Below are 15,032 nucleotides of genomic sequence, written 5' to 3'. Positions count from 1 at the left end.
GCGCTCAGGCGTCCGCGTTCTGCGGCGGCAGGGCGGCGATGATGGGGTGGTCCTTGGCGATCTTGCCCAGCTTGGCCGCGCCGCCCGGGGAGCCGAGGTCATCGAAGAACTCGACGTTGGCCTTGTAGTACTCGGCCCACTCCTCGGGGGTGTCGTCCTCGTAGTAGATGGCCTCCACGGGGCACACCGGCTCGCACGCGCCGCAGTCGACGCACTCGTCCGGGTGGATGTAGAGGGAGCGCTCGCCCTCGTAGATGCAGTCCACGGGGCACTCGTCGATGCACGCCTTGTCCTTGACGTCCACGCACGGCAATGCGATCACATAGGTCATGACTGACCGTCCACCTCTCGTCGGTGATGGGGGTTCGGGGCTTCCGCCCAGGGTACTCTCTCGGTCCGACGCGGGCCCCTGCGCCCGCCTCGGGCGGCGAGGGCCGGCAGCACCACGCCGAGCACGGGCAGGCCCGCGATCCAGGCCACCGAGGCCAGTGCGGCGCCCGGCATCGCCGCGAACACGTCCGGCGTCCACGGCAGGCCCAGGCGGTCCGTCGCCGGCAGGCGGCAGAGCGCGAGCGCGGCGGTGAACGCGCCCACCGCGACGGCGGCGCCGGCCGGGAGGGCCCGCCCGCCGGCGTCGGCGGTGCGGCGCATCCACCACCACTGGGCGGACCCCGCCAGCACCAGCGCCAGGGCGGCGCCCCACGGCAGGGTCCAGGCGCCCGCGAGCGGGGCCACGTTCAGGTGGGTGGCGGTGCCGAGGGCGCCGACTCCCAGGCCGAGCAGCACCCCGCCGACGACGGACGCCGCCGGCGGGGTGGGACGCTCGGCGGACGTGTCAGGCACGGGCGCGCTGGCGGGCGGCCTTGTTGCGCTCGTTGGCGTCCAGGATCACCTTGCGGATGCGGATCGACTCCGGGGTGATCTCCACGCACTCGTCCTCGCGGGCGAACTCGAGGGACTCCTCGAGGGTGAGGATGTGCGGCGGGGTGAGGCCCTCGAAGTTGTCGGCCGAGGCCGATCGCATGTTCGTGAGCTTCTTCTCCTTGGTGATGTTGACGTCCATGTCGTCCGCGCGCGAGTTCTCGCCGACGATCATGCCCTCGTACACCTCGGAGCCCGGATTGATGAAGAACGTGCCGCGCTCCTGCAGGTTGATCATGGCGAACGGCGTGGCGGTGCCCGCGCGGTCGGCCATGAGCGAGCCGTTGGTGCGGTACTCGATCTCCCCGGCCCACGGCTCGTAGCCGGCGGCCTCGGAGGAGGCGATGCCGGCGCCGCGGGTCTCCGTGAGGAAGCGCGTGCGGAAGCCGATCAGGCCGCGGGCGGGCACGAGGAACTCCATGCGGATCCAGCCGGTGCCGTGGTTGGACATCTCCTGCATGCGGCCCTTGCGGGCGGCCATGAGCTGCGTGACGCCGCCCATGAACTCGTCCGGGATGTCGATGGTCATGCGCTCCATGGGCTCGTGGACCTTGCCGTCCACGGTCTTGGTGACCACCTGGGGCTTGCCGACGGTGAGCTCGAAGCCCTCGCGGCGCATCTGCTCCACGAGGATGGCCAGGGCGAGCTCGCCGCGGCCCTGGACCTCCCACGCGTCGGGGCGCTCGGTGGGGAGCACCTTGAGGGACACGTTGCCGATGAGCTCCTTGTCCAGGCGGTCCTTCACCTGGCGCGCGGTGACCTTGGCGCCCTTGACGCGGCCGGCCAACGGGGACGTGTTGATGCCCACGGTCATGGAGATGGCCGGATCGTCCACCGTGATGAGCGGCAGGGGCTTGGGGTTCTCGGCGTCGGTGAGCGTCTCGCCGATCATGATGTCCTCGATGCCGGCCACGGCGACGATCTCGCCCGGGCCGGCGGACTCCGCGGGGACCCGCTCGAGGCCGCGGGTGGCGAGGAGCTCGGTGATCTTGACGTTCTTCAGCTGGCCGTCCTGGCGGGCCCAGGCCACGGTCTGCCCCTTCTTGAGGGTGCCGTTGAAGATGCGCAGCAGCGCGAGGCGGCCCAGGAACGGGGAGGCGTCCAGGTTGGTCACGTGGGCCTGCAGGACCTCGCCCTCCGTGAAGATGGGGGCGGGGATGTTGGACATGATCACCTTGAACAGCGGCTCGAGGTCCTCGGCGTCCGGCAGGGCGCCGTCCTCGGGCTGGTTCACGGAGGCGCGGCCGGCCTTGCCGGAGGCGAACACGACGGGCACGTCCAGCACGGCGTCCAGGTCCAGGTCCGGGTCCTCCTCGGCGAGGTCCGAGGCCAGGCCGAGCAGCAGGTCCATGGAGTCGGAGACGACGCCGTCGATGCGGGCGTCCGGGCGGTCGGTCTTGTTGACCACGAGCACCACGGGCAGCTTGGCCGCGAGGGCCTTGCGCAGCACGAAGCGGGTCTGGGGCAGCGGGCCCTCGGACGCGTCCACGAGCAGGACGACGCCGTCCACCATGGACAGGCCGCGCTCCACCTCGCCGCCGAAGTCGGCGTGGCCGGGGGTGTCGATCACGTTGATGGTGACGGTCTCGCCCTCGGGGGCCGAGGGGCCGGAGTAGAACACCGTGGTGTTCTTGGCGAGGATGGTGATGCCCTTCTCACGCTCGAGGTCGCCGGAGTCCATGACGCGCTCGGCCACGTCGCCGTGCGCGGCGAAGGATCCGGTCTGGCGGAGCATGGCGTCCACGAGGGTGGTCTTGCCGTGGTCCACGTGGGCCACGATGGCCACGTTGCGCAGATCGGAGCGGCGGGTTTCGGTCGAGGTCATGGGGGTCCTGTCCGGTTCGGCAGTCAAAGAGGCGGGGCGCACGACGGCGGCGGCCCCGGTGCGATCATACGCGCCGGGGCCGCCGTCGTCGGGCCGGGGGACGGACGGGGCGACCGTCCGGTCCGTCAGTACACGCCCTCGCCGAGGGAGGCGAGGAACTCGCGGCGCTGCTGACGCCGCTCGGCCTGCTGGTCCGGGTCCGGCACGGGGGCCGCGGCCAGGAGCCGGCGGGTGTACTCCTCGCGCGGGTGGTGCAGCACCTCCTCCACGGGACCCTGCTCCACCTGCTTGCCGTCCTTGAGCACGAGCACCTTGTGCGCCAGCATGTCCACCACCGCCAGGTCGTGGGACACGAAGAGGCACGCGAACTCGTAGCGGTGCTGCAGCTCGGCGAACATGTCGAGCACGGCGGCCTGGACGGAGACGTCCAGCGCCGACGTGGGCTCGTCCGCGATCAGCACCTCGGGATCCAGGGTCAGCGCACGCGCGATGGAGATGCGCTGGCGCTGGCCGCCGGAGAGCTCGTGCGGGAAGCGGTTCACCACGCTGCGCGGCAGCTTCACCGCGTCCAGGAGCTCCTCGGCGCGGGCCAGGCGCGAGCGCCGGTCCCCCACGCCGTGGACCACCATGGGCTCGGTGATGATGTCGCCGATCGGGAAGCGCGGGTCCAGCGAGGCCGCCGGGTCCTGGAATACGACGCCGATCCGGCGACGCAGGGCCTTCTGCTGCGCCTTCGGGATCGTCGCGAGGTCCTCGCCCTGGATGCGCAGGGCACCCGAGGCGATCGGGAGGAGCCCGAGCACGGACTTCGCGATCGTGGACTTGCCCGAGCCGGACTCTCCCACGAGGCCCAGGATCTCCCCGGGCGCCACCGTGAAGCTGACGTCGTGCACCACGCGGTTCCTCTTGCCCCGGTGGTCGTACTCGAGGTTGAGGTTCTCCGCCTCGATCGCGTACCGGGCCCGCGTCTGCGTGGAGGTGACGGGCTCCGGCTCGGCCACCTGGTAGGCGGCGCCCAGCCGGGGCACGGCCGAGAGCAGCTTCTGCGTGTAGGGGTGCTGCGGGTGCTGGAGCACCTGGTGCACGGAGCCCTGCTCCACGAGCTCGCCGTGGAGCATCACGCACACGCGGTCCGCCATGTCCGCGACCACGCCCATGTTGTGCGTGATCAGCAGGATGCCGGTGTTCATCTTGCTCTTCAGCGAGCGCAGCAGCTCCAGGATCTCCGCCTGGACGGTCACGTCGAGGGCCGTGGTGGGCTCGTCGGCGATGATCATCTTCGGCGAGCAGCTGATGGCCATCGCGATCACGATGCGCTGGCGCTGGCCGCCGGAGAACTGATGCGGGTACTGCTTGAGACGGTTCTCCGGGTCCGGGATGCCCACCATGGTGAGCAGCTCGATCGCGCGCTTGTCCGCCTCCGTGCCGAAGGCGATGCCGTGCAGCTCGAGGGCCTCCGTGAGCTGGTCGCCCACCGTGAGCACGGGGTTCAGGGCGGTCATGGGCTCCTGGAAGACCATGGCCACGTCCTTGCCGCGCACCGAGCGCAGCCGTCCCGGGGACATCGTGAGGATCTCCTGGCCGGCCAGGCGCACCGAGCCGGTGATGTCCGCGTTCGAGGGCAGCAGGCCCATCGCGGTGGAGCTGGTCACGGACTTGCCCGAGCCGGACTCGCCCACGAGCGCCACGACCTCGCCGGGCTTGACGTCGAACGTCACGCCCTTCACGGCGTGGACCGGGCCGAACTCGGTGCTGAACTGCACGTCCACGTCCTTGAACGCGAGCACGGGCTCGCCGGCGCGGTCGTCGTGGCGGGTGACCACACCGATCGCGCTCGTGGCCGGCCCCGCGACGACGCCCTCGCCTGCGGGCTCGACGACGGTGCGCTCGCCGACCACGGGGGCGGCCGGGCGGACGTCTGCTGCATCCGCGGACGCGGTGCCCGAGGAGCCGGGCACCGCGGCACCCACGGCGTCGCGGTCGACGGCGGAGGAGCCGTGCGTCCCGGCGGCGTCGACGCCGTGCGGTCCCACCTCGGGGAAGTCCGCCGCGGTGACGGGGCCGTCGGTCAGGGCCGGCTGCGTCAGCGCGGTCTCGGTGGCCGGGGCCACGTCCTTCTTCTTCTTGCCGAACATGAAACGGCCTTTCTTGTCGTTCGCGCTCGAGCTCACAGTGCGCCGCCTCCGTCACGGCCGCGACGGGCGTCGGCCTCGGTCGGCGCGACGTCCTCGGCGGCATCGACGTCCTCGGCGGCGCGGGCCGTCGGGGCGGTCTGCAGGCCGCCGGCGGTGACGGCGCCGGCCTCGGTCATGGCGGCGCGTCGGCCGAAGAGGCCGCGCTTGGGGCGCCCGGCGCCGGCCTGGCGCGGGTCGAAGGCGTCGCGGAGGCCGTCGCCGAGGAAGTTCACGGAGAGGGCGACGGCGAGGATGATCATGCCCGGCCACCAGAACAGCCACGGACGCGTGGTGAAGGAGTTCTGGTACTGGCTGATGAGCAGGCCCAGGGAGGTGTCGGGGGGCTGTACGCCGAAGCCGAGGAAGGACAGCGAGGTCTCCAGCAGCACAGCGCCGGCGATCGCGAAGGTGGCGTTCACGACGATCACGCCGATTGTGTTGGGAAGCAGGTGCTTGAGGATGATGCGGCCCGAGGAGGCGCCCATCGCGGTGGCCGCAGCCACGTACTCCTTCTCCCGGAGGGAGAGCACCTCACCGCGCACAAGGCGGGCCAGCGATGTCCAGGACACGAGCCCGAGCACCACCGCGAGGGGGAAGATGCCCATCTTCAGCCCGGCCGCCATCTGGCCGAGCACGGCCGCGAGGACGAGCAGCGGGATGACGATGATCAGGTCGGTCAGGCGCATCAGCACCGAGTCGACCCAGCCGCCGAAGTAGGCGGAGACGGCGCCGATGAGCGCGCCGATCACCGTGGACAGCAGGCCCACGATGATCGCGATGATCATCGACTGCTGGGTGCCGCGCATCACGAGGGCGAAGTAGTCCTTGCCCGTCGACTCCTGACCGAAGGGGTGTTCGCCCCATCGGATGCCCTCGCCGCCCAGGAACTGAGGGACGAGCGACATGGTGGGGCGCCCCTCGTTCACGATCGGGGCGGCGTCGGTGTAGGACTTGTCCCACCAGCCGGGCAGGCCGCCGTAGCCGATGGAGGTGAAGGCCATGATCGCCACGAACGCGAGCACCACGAGGGAGATCATCGCGGCCTTGTGACGGAAGAAGCGCTTCCGGACCAGCGCGCCCTGCGAGAAGGACTTGCCGGAGGTCTGCCGCAGCTTGGCGTCCTCGGCCTCGGCCAGGTCGAAGATCTGCTGCGCCTCGGTCTTCGAGACCGGCGTGGAGGTGTTGTCAGTCGTCATGGGGCTCTCACACTCGGATTCGGGGGTCGAGGACGGCGTAGAGCACGTCCGCCACGAGGTTCATCAGCACGGCGGCGGTGCCGGTGACGAGGAAGAAGGCCATGACGGGCATGGGGTCCACCTCGCGCAGGCCGGTGGCGAAGAGCTCACCCATGCCCTTCCAGCCGAACACCTGCTCCGTGATCACCGCGCCGCCGATCAGGCCCGCGAAGTCGAAGGCCATGATGGTGGTGATGGGGATGAGGGAGTTGCGGAACGCGTGCTTCAGGATCACCTGGCGCTCGCCCAGGCCCTTGGCCCGGGCCGTGCGGATGTAGTCCTGGCGCGAGACCTCGAGCATGGAGGAGCGCGTGTACCGCGAGTACGTGGCCACTGAGATGATGGTCAGCAGGATGGTCGGCAGGACGAGCTGCGCGCCGCGGTCCAGGAAGAGCACCCAGAAGTGGCCCTCCATGTTGGGGGTGCCCGAGCCGATCACGGAGATCGGGCGGGGCTTCATGCGCAGGAGCGTCGGCCAGTAGTTCATCAGGTGCTCGGCCACGATGGCCACGCCCATCAGGAGCGCCGTCACGATGGAGACGGCGACGGCGGAGCCCTTGGAGAAGCCGCCGAGGAGGCGTCCCACGAGGACGGCCACCAGGATCGTGAGCACCCCGAGGCCCGCGAGCAGCAGCCCGGAGGGGTTGGTCATCAGCAGGCCGTAGGTGGCGTAGTAGCCGACCATGCCCAGGGCCACGGTGACGAGCGCCGCCTTGAGCACCGAGCGGTTGCGCAGGCCGGCGACCACGATGGTGGCGCCGACGGCGACGGCCAGGCCGATGAGCAGCTGGACGATCGGGCCCATCCGCGGGTTGCGCCAGAAGTCCATCGCGAACAGCAGCCAGCCGACCAGGACCACGAAGGCCGCGGTGGTGGCGAAGGTGAAGAGCCGGCGCTTGGCGTCGCCGGCCATGACCGCCTGCAGCATCAGGCCGGCGATCAGCGCGGCCAGGAGCAGGGCCGGCCAGCTGAGCGTCGGGTCCGCGATCCAGTCGTTGAACCGGATGCCCAGGTACTCCTTCAGGATCACCGCGGCCCAGAAGACGGGCAGGGAGAAGAAGAGGAAGATCAGGAACGTCACCGCGTAGTCGAGGCCCGAGTACTGGCGGATGGCGGTGATGATGCCCACCGCGACGCCGATGATGATGGCGAGCACGGTGGCCAGCACGACGAGTCGCAGGGTGGAGGCGGCGGCCAGGCTGAGCAGCTCGCCGACCGGCTGGCCGGAGCGGTTCGTGCCGAGGTCGCAGCTGCCCGTGACGCAGCCGCCCACGCCCTTCAGCCAGTCCCAGTAGCGGACGTACCACGGCTGGTCGAGGTTCATGAAGGCGGTGCGGGTGGCGATCAGGTTCTCGCGGTTGTTGCTCTGCGACTCCCGCAGGTCCGCGAGGGGGTCACCGGAGTGGACCGTGAGGAAGAAGAGGAGGATCGAGGCGCCGAACAGCACGAGGATCGAGCTGCCGAGGCGCTTGAGGATGAATTTCAGCACAACAGGGGGTGGCCTTCCGTGCGCGTGCGGAGGATGAGGAGGTGCGGCGGAGCCGCGGTTCACGGAGAGAGCCCGGCCGGGTCACGGCCGGGCTCTTACCGGGGTCTGCGGCGCGTGCCCCTCACTGGAGGGCATCACGCGTGCAGGGTGTCAGCCACGCGTCACTGGACGCGCTTCCACTGCTCCACGTTCCACAGCGCGCCCGACTGGGCTGCGGTGTCGCGGACGTTGGCGACGTTCGCGTTGTGGCCCACGACACCGGGGTGCGCGTACAGCGGGATGGCCTGGAAGTCCTCCCACAGGAGCTTCTCGATCTTCTTGACCTGCTCGAACTGCTCGGCCTCGTCCAGGGAGGAGGCGAGCTTGTCCCACGCGGCGTCGACCTCGGGGTTCGAGTAGTTCATCTGGTTCTGGGCGCCGGTGGTCTTGTAGATGTTGGCACCGGAGGCCTTCTGGCCGGAGCCGGACCACGCGAAGAGCGCGGCGTCGAAGTCGCCCGCGGGGAGGACCTCCTTGAAGAACACGGTGCTGTTCGTGTCCTGGATGTCGAAGCCGGCCTGGTCGCACGAGGACTTGATGAGCGCGACGGTCTCGGTGCGGCGCGGGTTGCCGGCCTGGTATCCGAGGCGGACGGTCGGCTTGTCCACGCCCGACTTCTCGACGAGCTCCTTCGCCTTCTCGATGTTCGGCTGGTCCAGCTCGGTGTTGTAGGACTCGGCGATGACCTCGTCGTACTTGTCCTGGAAGGGGAACACCTCGCGGGCGTTCATGACCTTGGCCTCGGGGTAGATGGGCTTGATCAGCTTGTCCACGATGTCCTGGCGCGGCACGCAGAGGGCGAACGCCTCGCGCAGCTCCGGGCTGTCCGCGAACACGGAGCCCTTGCCGCGGTTGTAGTCGATGTGCTCCCAGGTCAGCTGGTCGCCGGTCTGGATGTTGACCTGGTCGCCGAGGCCCTTGAGCTGTTCCAGGGTGTCCACGGTGGCCTGCGGCTCGATGACGTCGAGGTCGCCGTTCTGCAGGGACTGCACGTGGGTCTTCGGGTCGGCGAAGCGGAGCACGAGCTCCTTCGTGGCGGGGGGGGTGCCCCAGTACTCCGGGTTGGCCTCGAGCGTGATGCTCTGGCCGGCCTGCCAGCCGTTCTCCTTGAACTTGTACGGGCCCATGGAGGGGATCAGCGCCGGGTCCGGGAGCTCGCCGGGGTTGAAGTCCCACTTCTCGTTCCAGAACTTGGCGGCCGGCGCGAGGGCCTCGGCGTCCTTGGCCTTGGCGGCGTCGACGAGCTCGGTGAGCTCCATGCCCGACTGCTCGGCGATCACGTGGGCCGGCAGGGCGCTGCTGATGAGGATCTCCCAGTCCGCGTAGGGCTCGGCGTAGGTGACGGTGAACTCCTTGCTGTCCGCCTCGCCCTCCGGGGCCTCCGGGATGTAGGTGCCGGGGTCACCCGTGATGGAGTCGAACAGCGGGGGCAGGTTGCCCTCCTCGTCCTTCTCGCCGTTCGGATCGGTGATCGTGGGGTTGTCCGCGGCCCACTGCACGATGAAGTCGGCGGCGGTGACAGGAGTGCCGTCGGACCACTTCGCGTCCTCGTTGATCGTGTACTTGACCTTGAGCGGGTCGTCCGAGACCTTCTCGTACTTGCCGAAGTCCTCGTTGCGGACGATGGAGCCGTCCGTGCCGAAGTAGTAGAAACTGGAGAACATGCGGTCGACCACGGCGGAGTTGTACGTGGTGTACGTGTTGGACTGCACGCCGTTGTAGGAGAGGAAGTCGTCCGCGCCCACGGAGTAGGCGATCGAGCCGTCCTCGGTCTTGACGTCGCCGAGGTCGGCCATGGAGGGGCCGTCGGCCTTGGCGGTGAGCTTCTGACCCTTGTCGCCCGTCAGGACCTCGCCGGAGCCGGACGCGGAGGCGTCGCCGGAGCCGGCGGCCTTGGAGCCGTCGCCCGAGGCGGCCGGCCCGGCCGGGGCGCACGCGGAGAGCATCAGGGCGGAGCCGGCGGCGAGGGCCGCGGCGGCGGAGAGCTTGGTGTACTTCATGGAAGGGGCTTCCAATCATCAGAAGGTGCAATGGGCGCCTCCCCCCTCGTGCGCCGCAAGGGCCTTCCAGGGTTCGAGACGGCCTCCGGACCGGCCCTAGTCAGGGCCTCTCCGTGAGATGCACCACACTGTAGCTGGATCGGGCCGGAATGCGAAAGCGCCGTCACACGGGTGTCATTCGGCACCCGCCGGAATGGCTCTGCTCACGCCGCCGCACCCCCACGCTCTTTGAGGAGCGTCCGCACCGCCCACGCGCCGGACATGCCGTGCACGCCGGCCCCGGGCGGGGTCGAGGAGGAGGCCAGGTAGAGCCCCGGGCGTCCCGCGCGGTGCGGACGCAGGCTCGCGGTGGGGCGGGCGAGGAACTGGGCCCCGCCCATGGATCCGCCCGCGATGTCCCCGCCCACGAGGTTGGGATTCCACGCCTCCAGGTCCGCCGGACGCGTGGCGTGCGCCCGGACGATCCGGTCCCGGAAGCCGGGAGCATGGCGCTCGATCTGCGCCTCGATCACCGGGCGCACGTCGCCCGGATGGCCGTGCGGCACGTGGGCGTAGGACCACACCACCGTGCGCCCCTCGGCGGCCCCCGTGGCGCGGGAGGGATCGGCGGACTGCTGCTGGCACAGCATCACGAACGGCCGCTCGGGCATGCGGCCGGCCGCCGCCTCGGCCTCGGCGTGCTGGATCTGCTCCGCCGTCCCCCCGAGGTGGACGGTGCCCGCGCCGCCGAGCCGCGCGTCGCGCCAGGGGATGGGCCCGTCGAGGAGGAAGTCCACCTTGGACACGGCGGCGCCGTAGCGCCACCGGCGAAGGCGGCGCGCGTAGGAGGCAGGGAGGTCCGCGCCCCGCATTCCCAGCACCTGACGGGGCGTCAGGTCGAGCAGCACGGCGTCGGCCTCGGGCAGGGAGCGCAGGTCCGTCACCTCGTGGCCCAGGTGCAGGCGGCCGCCGTGCACCTCGAGCACCTTCACGAGCGCCGCCACGATGGAGCCGGAGCCCCCCTCCGCCACCGGCCATCCGGTGCTCATGCCGAGGGCCCCGAACAGGGCGCCGAACGCGCTCGTGAGCGGCCGTCCGGGCGGCATCATGGCGTGGACGGAGGAGCCGGTGTAGAGCGCGCGGGCCTGCTCCGTGCGGAACACCGTCCGGGCCAGCAGGGCCGCGGGCCATGGGGCGCGCACCCCGAACCGGGCCATCGTCACGGGGTGCGGCCAGGGGCGCACCATGGGGCCCAGCACGTTCTCCACGATCTCAGCGGGGTGCCCCACCACCGCGCGGTGGAGGAGCCGCCAGGCCCGCGCGTCCTCGCCCAGCCCGTCGGCGGTGGCGTCGAGGTCGCGGTGGAGGATGGCTGCCGGCCCGTCCTCGAGCGGGTGGCCCATGGGCACCGCGGGGTGCACCCACCGCAGCCCGTGCGCCGCGAGGTCGAGCTCGTGGAAGGCCGGGCTCACCACGCCGAACGGATGTCCGGCGGCGCCGAGGTCCACCACGGTCCCCTCCCCCAGCACGGGCGCGGAGGCCGAGGCGCCGCCGGGCGCCGCATTGCGCTCGTAGACGTCCACCTCCCAGCCGGCGCGGGCCAGCAGGGCCGCCGCGGTGAGGCCGTTGGGGCCGGAGCCGACCACCACCGCGCGGCCGGGGTCGACGTCCGGCAGGTCGAAGCCGGTGCCGAGGGTGGGGGCGATGTGGGACACGGGGACCTCCGGTGCGGGTCGTCGGACTGCGGCGCCGGGCTCCCGGCGGGGCCGCCGGTCCCGGTCTCCGTAGGATGGTCGCACGCCGCTGGCCCCGTCCGCAGGAGGTGATCGTCGGGTGGATCCCTTCTGGACCGCTGTGGCCCTGACGTGCTTCGCCGGCGCCGCGACGGTGCTGGGAGGCCTGCTCGCCGTCGTCGGGCGCCCGCCCACGGGGCGTGGGCTCGGGTTCGCGCTGGGGCTGGCCGCGGGCGTCATGGTCGGCGTGTCCGCCCTCGAGATGGTGCCCGCGTCCATCGCGGACCTGGCCCCGAGCCTCGGCCCGCTGGCCCTCCCCGCGGCCGCCGCCGCGGTCCTGGCCGGCGCCGGCGTGGTCCTTCTCCTCAGCCGCCTCCTCCCCGGCCCCGCCGACCTCCCGGCGGCGTCCCCGCGGGCGGACGCGTCCTCCCCGGCCCTCGACGCCCGGCGGCTGCACCGTCTGGGCCTGATGACAGCCGGGGCGATCGGCCTGCACAACGCCCCCGAGGGGTTCGTCACGTTCGCCGGCACGCTGCAGGACCCGGCCGTGGGCGTGGCGCTCGCCGTCGCGATGGCCGTGCACAACGTGCCGGAGGGCGTGGCCGTGGCCGTCCCGGTGCGCCAGGCCACCGGATCGCGGGCGCGCGCATTCGGATGGGCGGCCCTCACCGGGCTCGCGGAGCCCGTCGGCGCCGTGGTGCTCTACCTGCTGCTCTCCCCGTTCATCACCCCGGCCCTGCTGGCGGTGGTGTTCGCCGCCGTCGCCGGGGTGATGACGGCCCTCAGCCTGGCCGCCCTGCTGCCCGCGGCGCGCGCGGCCGGAGGCCTTCCCACCGCCGGGGCAGGCGCGCTGAGCGGCGCCGCGGTGATGGCCCTGTCCCTCGCACTGCTCGGCTGACCCGACCCTGCGTCGCACGGCTCAGTGGACGAGCGCCTCCTGCAGCACGGCCTCGGCCTCGCGTTCCTCGCCGCCCGCGGTCTGCCACGTCACGGTGATGCGGGCCCCCACGTTGTGGTCGTTCACCAGGCGGGACATCGCGCTGGCGTCCCCGCCCACGTCCTGGCCGTCGATCGCCAGGATGAGGTCGCCCGGCACCAGGCCGATCCCGTCCCCCGCGGAGTCCGGGGCGACCTCCAGGACGCTGACGCCCTCGGGCGCCGAGGCCACGACGATGCCCAGCGCGCCGTCCGCGCCGATGCTCACCGTGTCCGTCTCCTCGCCGGAGAGCACCTGCTCCACGACGGAGAGCGCCACGGGCAACGGGATCGCGTACCCGTCCACGTCCTGCGCGGTGGTGCCGTCGCTCGCAGCCACGGTCACGGCCACCACCTGGCCGTCCGCGTCCACGAGGGGGCCGCCGGAGTAGCCCGGTACCACGTCCGCGTCCGTCTGCACCAGACCGGTGAGGCGCGCGTAGTCGTCCGTGCCCTCGGTGGCGGCCATGATCGAGCGGCCGGTGCCGAGCACCTCGCCCCGCACCGCGGTGAGGAACCCCTGCCCGCTGCCGTTGCCCACGGCCGCCACCTCGGCGCCGCGGCGGAGCGGGCCCGTGGACACGCTCGCGACCTCCAGGTCGTCCACGCCGTCGACGTCCAGCACCGCGATGTCGTGCTGGGCGTCCCGGCCGAGCACGGTGGCCGCGTGGCGCTCCCCGGTGTCCGCCACGGTCACGAAGACACGGGAGGAGTCCTCCACCACGTGGTAGTTGGTCACCGCGAGCCCGTCCGCGGAGAGCACGATCCCGGTGCCCGTGCCCATCATCGAGCCCAGCACCGTGTCCACCAGCAGCACCCCGGGCGCGTCGGTGACCTCCACGCCCGCGTCGAGGCCCTCGCCGCTCCCCCCGGGGGCGGACCAGTCGACGGCGATCCCGTCGTGGACGCCCTCGAGCGCTGCGGTCAGCTCGCTCGCGTCCGCGGTGGGCGGGGCGGCGCCGCCCGCGCCGGCGTCGGACCGCCCCGCGGAGGACGCGGACGGGCGGTCGGCCGCGGCCAGGTCCCGGATCTCACCGGTCACGAGGAGGGTGACGCCCACCGCGAGGACGATCGCGCCGAGCACGCCCAGGACGGAGACGAGCGTCGCCAGCGGGGAGCGGCGTCGTCGGGCGCCGCGGGGAGGCCATCCGGCGGGCGGCCCGCCCGACGGAGGCATGGCCGTGCTCAGGCGCGCACGGCGGCCAGCGCCGTCTCGTAGTCCGGCTCCGCGGTGATCTCGGGGACCAGCTCGGTGTGCACCACGCGGCCCTCCGGGTCCACCACGACGACGGCGCGCGCCAGCAGCCCGGCCATGGGGCCGTCCGCCAGCTCGACGCCGTAGACGGCCCCGAAGTCGGAGCGGAACACGGAGGCCGGGCGCACGTTCTCGATGCCCTCGGCGGAGCAGAAGCGGGCGGCGGCGAACGGCAGGTCAGCGGAGACGGCGAGGACCGTGGTGTCCTCCAGGTCCGCCGCGCGCTCGTTGAAGGTGCGCACCGAGGCGGCGCACACCCCCGTGTCCAGGGAGGGGAAGACGTTGAGCACCACCGTGCGTCCCGTCAGGTCCGCGAGGGACACGGGGGCGAGGTCCTGGCCGACGAGCGTGAACGCCGGAGCCTGCTCACCGGGCGAGGGGAGCTCGCCGACGGTGTGGACGGGGGTGCCGCGGAAGTGGGTGGTCGCCATGGTGGACAGCCTAGGATGAGCGCGAGCCGCCGCGGCGCGTCCGCGCCCGGAGTCGGCGGTGGGCGAACAGGAGAGAGCCGCCGTGCATGAACCCCTGACCTCGAACGTCACCGACGTCGCGCTGCTGTTCGAGGGGGGCGGCATGCGCGCCTCCTACACCTCCGCCGTGGTGGCCGAGCTGCTGCGCGAGCGGATCCACGTGGACTTCGTGGCCGGGATCTCGGCCGGCTCCTCCAACTCGGTGAACTACCTGGCGCGGGACGCCGAGCGGGCCCGCGCCGCGTTCGTGGACTTCGCGGACGACCCGAGGTTCGGGAACTGGCGCACGTGGGTGCGCGGCAAGGGCCTGTTCAACGCCGAGTACATCTATGAGCACGCCGGGCTGCCGGAGGCGGACCTGCCCTTCGACTTCGCCACGTTCGAGGCCAACCCGGCCCGCCTCGTGCTGGCCGGCTTCGACGCCCGCACCGGCGAGACCCGCTGGTGGGACCGCTCCGACATGACCTCGCTCGGCGACCTGATGGTGCGCGTGCGCGCCTCCTCCACGATGCCGGTGCTCATGCCCCCCGTGCACGCGGAGGGCACGGTCTTCGTGGACGGCGCCCTCGGCGTGGACGGCGGCGTGCCCGTCACGGCCGCGGATCGGGCGGGGTTCACGAAGCTGCTCGTCGTGATGACCCGCGAGCGCGGGTACGTGAAGCGACCCGAGCGCTTCCCCGCCTTCTACCAGCGGACCTTCCGCCGCTACCCGGCCGTGGCCGAGGCCCTCCTCACGCGGTGGCGGCGCTACAACGCCACGCGCGAGCGCCTCTTCGAGATGGAGCGCTCCGGCGACGCCTACCTGTTCGTCCCGGAGACCATGCCGGTCTCCAACGGCGAGCGCTCCGTGGCGAAGCTGGCGGCGGCCCACGCGCTCGGGCTGGAGCAGGCGCGCCGCGAGATGCCCGCGATCCGGGAGTTCCTGGGGCTCTGAGGG

12 protein-coding genes are annotated in these 15,032 nt (G+C 72.0%); 2 read left to right on the top strand and 10 right to left on the bottom strand.

Going from position 1 to position 15,032, the window contains the following annotated elements:
* Positions 1-4: 4 nt before the first annotated feature.
* From fdxA to AB0302_RS06710, 8 genes are all read right to left on the bottom strand, one after another.
* A complete protein-coding gene (fdxA, locus tag AB0302_RS06745) occupies positions 5-331 on the bottom strand; it encodes a ferredoxin (RefSeq protein ID WP_248117572.1) in 327 nt (108 codons plus the stop codon).
* A complete protein-coding gene (locus tag AB0302_RS06740; protein WP_366370949.1) occupies positions 328-843 on the bottom strand; it encodes a hypothetical protein in 516 nt (171 codons plus the stop codon). The genes fdxA and AB0302_RS06740 overlap by 4 nt, the downstream gene beginning before the upstream one ends.
* Complete coding sequence (gene typA / locus AB0302_RS06735) at positions 836-2,746, bottom strand: translational GTPase TypA (RefSeq protein WP_319076447.1); 1,911 nt, start codon at positions 2,744-2,746, stop codon at positions 836-838. Before typA ends, AB0302_RS06740 begins: the two co-directional genes overlap by 8 nt.
* Before the next feature lie 125 nt (positions 2,747-2,871).
* A complete protein-coding gene (locus AB0302_RS06730) occupies positions 2,872-4,917 on the bottom strand; it encodes an ABC transporter ATP-binding protein (protein ID WP_366370948.1) in 2,046 nt (681 codons plus the stop codon).
* On the bottom strand, positions 4,914-6,116 hold the full coding sequence (locus tag AB0302_RS06725) for an ABC transporter permease (RefSeq protein WP_366370947.1): 1,203 nt from the start codon (positions 6,114-6,116) through the stop codon (positions 4,914-4,916). The genes AB0302_RS06730 and AB0302_RS06725 overlap by 4 nt, the downstream gene beginning before the upstream one ends.
* A 7-nt stretch (positions 6,117-6,123) precedes the next feature.
* Complete coding sequence (locus tag AB0302_RS06720; RefSeq protein WP_366370946.1) at positions 6,124-7,644, bottom strand: ABC transporter permease; 1,521 nt, start codon at positions 7,642-7,644, stop codon at positions 6,124-6,126.
* 161 nt (positions 7,645-7,805) lie between these two features.
* Positions 7,806-9,683, bottom strand: a complete 1,878-nt coding sequence (locus AB0302_RS06715) for an ABC transporter family substrate-binding protein (protein ID WP_366370945.1) — start codon at positions 9,681-9,683, stop codon at positions 7,806-7,808.
* Between the two features lie 203 nt (positions 9,684-9,886).
* Positions 9,887-11,368, bottom strand: coding sequence for an NAD(P)/FAD-dependent oxidoreductase (locus AB0302_RS06710; protein WP_366370965.1), 1,482 nt, complete (start codon positions 11,366-11,368; stop codon positions 9,887-9,889).
* 127 nt (positions 11,369-11,495) lie between these two features.
* Between AB0302_RS06710 and AB0302_RS06705 the strand changes: the two genes are divergently transcribed.
* Positions 11,496-12,293: a ZIP family metal transporter gene (locus tag AB0302_RS06705; protein ID WP_298987550.1), complete on the top strand. Its 798-nt coding sequence runs from the start codon at positions 11,496-11,498 to the stop codon at positions 12,291-12,293.
* Positions 12,294-12,314: 21 nt separating this feature from the next.
* Here AB0302_RS06705 and AB0302_RS06700 read toward each other — a convergent pair whose 3' ends face one another.
* Both AB0302_RS06700 and tpx read right to left on the bottom strand, forming a co-directional pair.
* Entirely contained in the window at positions 12,315-13,547 is a 1,233-nt protein-coding gene (locus AB0302_RS06700; RefSeq protein ID WP_366370944.1) for a S1C family serine protease, read from the bottom strand.
* 8 nt (positions 13,548-13,555) lie between these two features.
* Positions 13,556-14,056: a thiol peroxidase gene (gene tpx, locus AB0302_RS06695; RefSeq protein ID WP_319076438.1), complete on the bottom strand. Its 501-nt coding sequence runs from the start codon at positions 14,054-14,056 to the stop codon at positions 13,556-13,558.
* Between the two features lie 82 nt (positions 14,057-14,138).
* On the opposite strand from tpx, the gene AB0302_RS06690 reads away from it, so the two are divergent.
* Positions 14,139-15,029, top strand: coding sequence for a patatin family protein (locus tag AB0302_RS06690; protein ID WP_298711965.1), 891 nt, complete (start codon positions 14,139-14,141; stop codon positions 15,027-15,029).
* Positions 15,030-15,032: the final 3 nt, after the last annotated feature.

Source organism: Micrococcus sp. NPDC078436 (assembly GCF_040702705.1).
Lineage (GTDB): Bacteria > Actinomycetota > Actinomycetes > Actinomycetales > Micrococcaceae > Micrococcus.
This window is presented reverse-complemented; position numbering and strand designations above follow the sequence as displayed.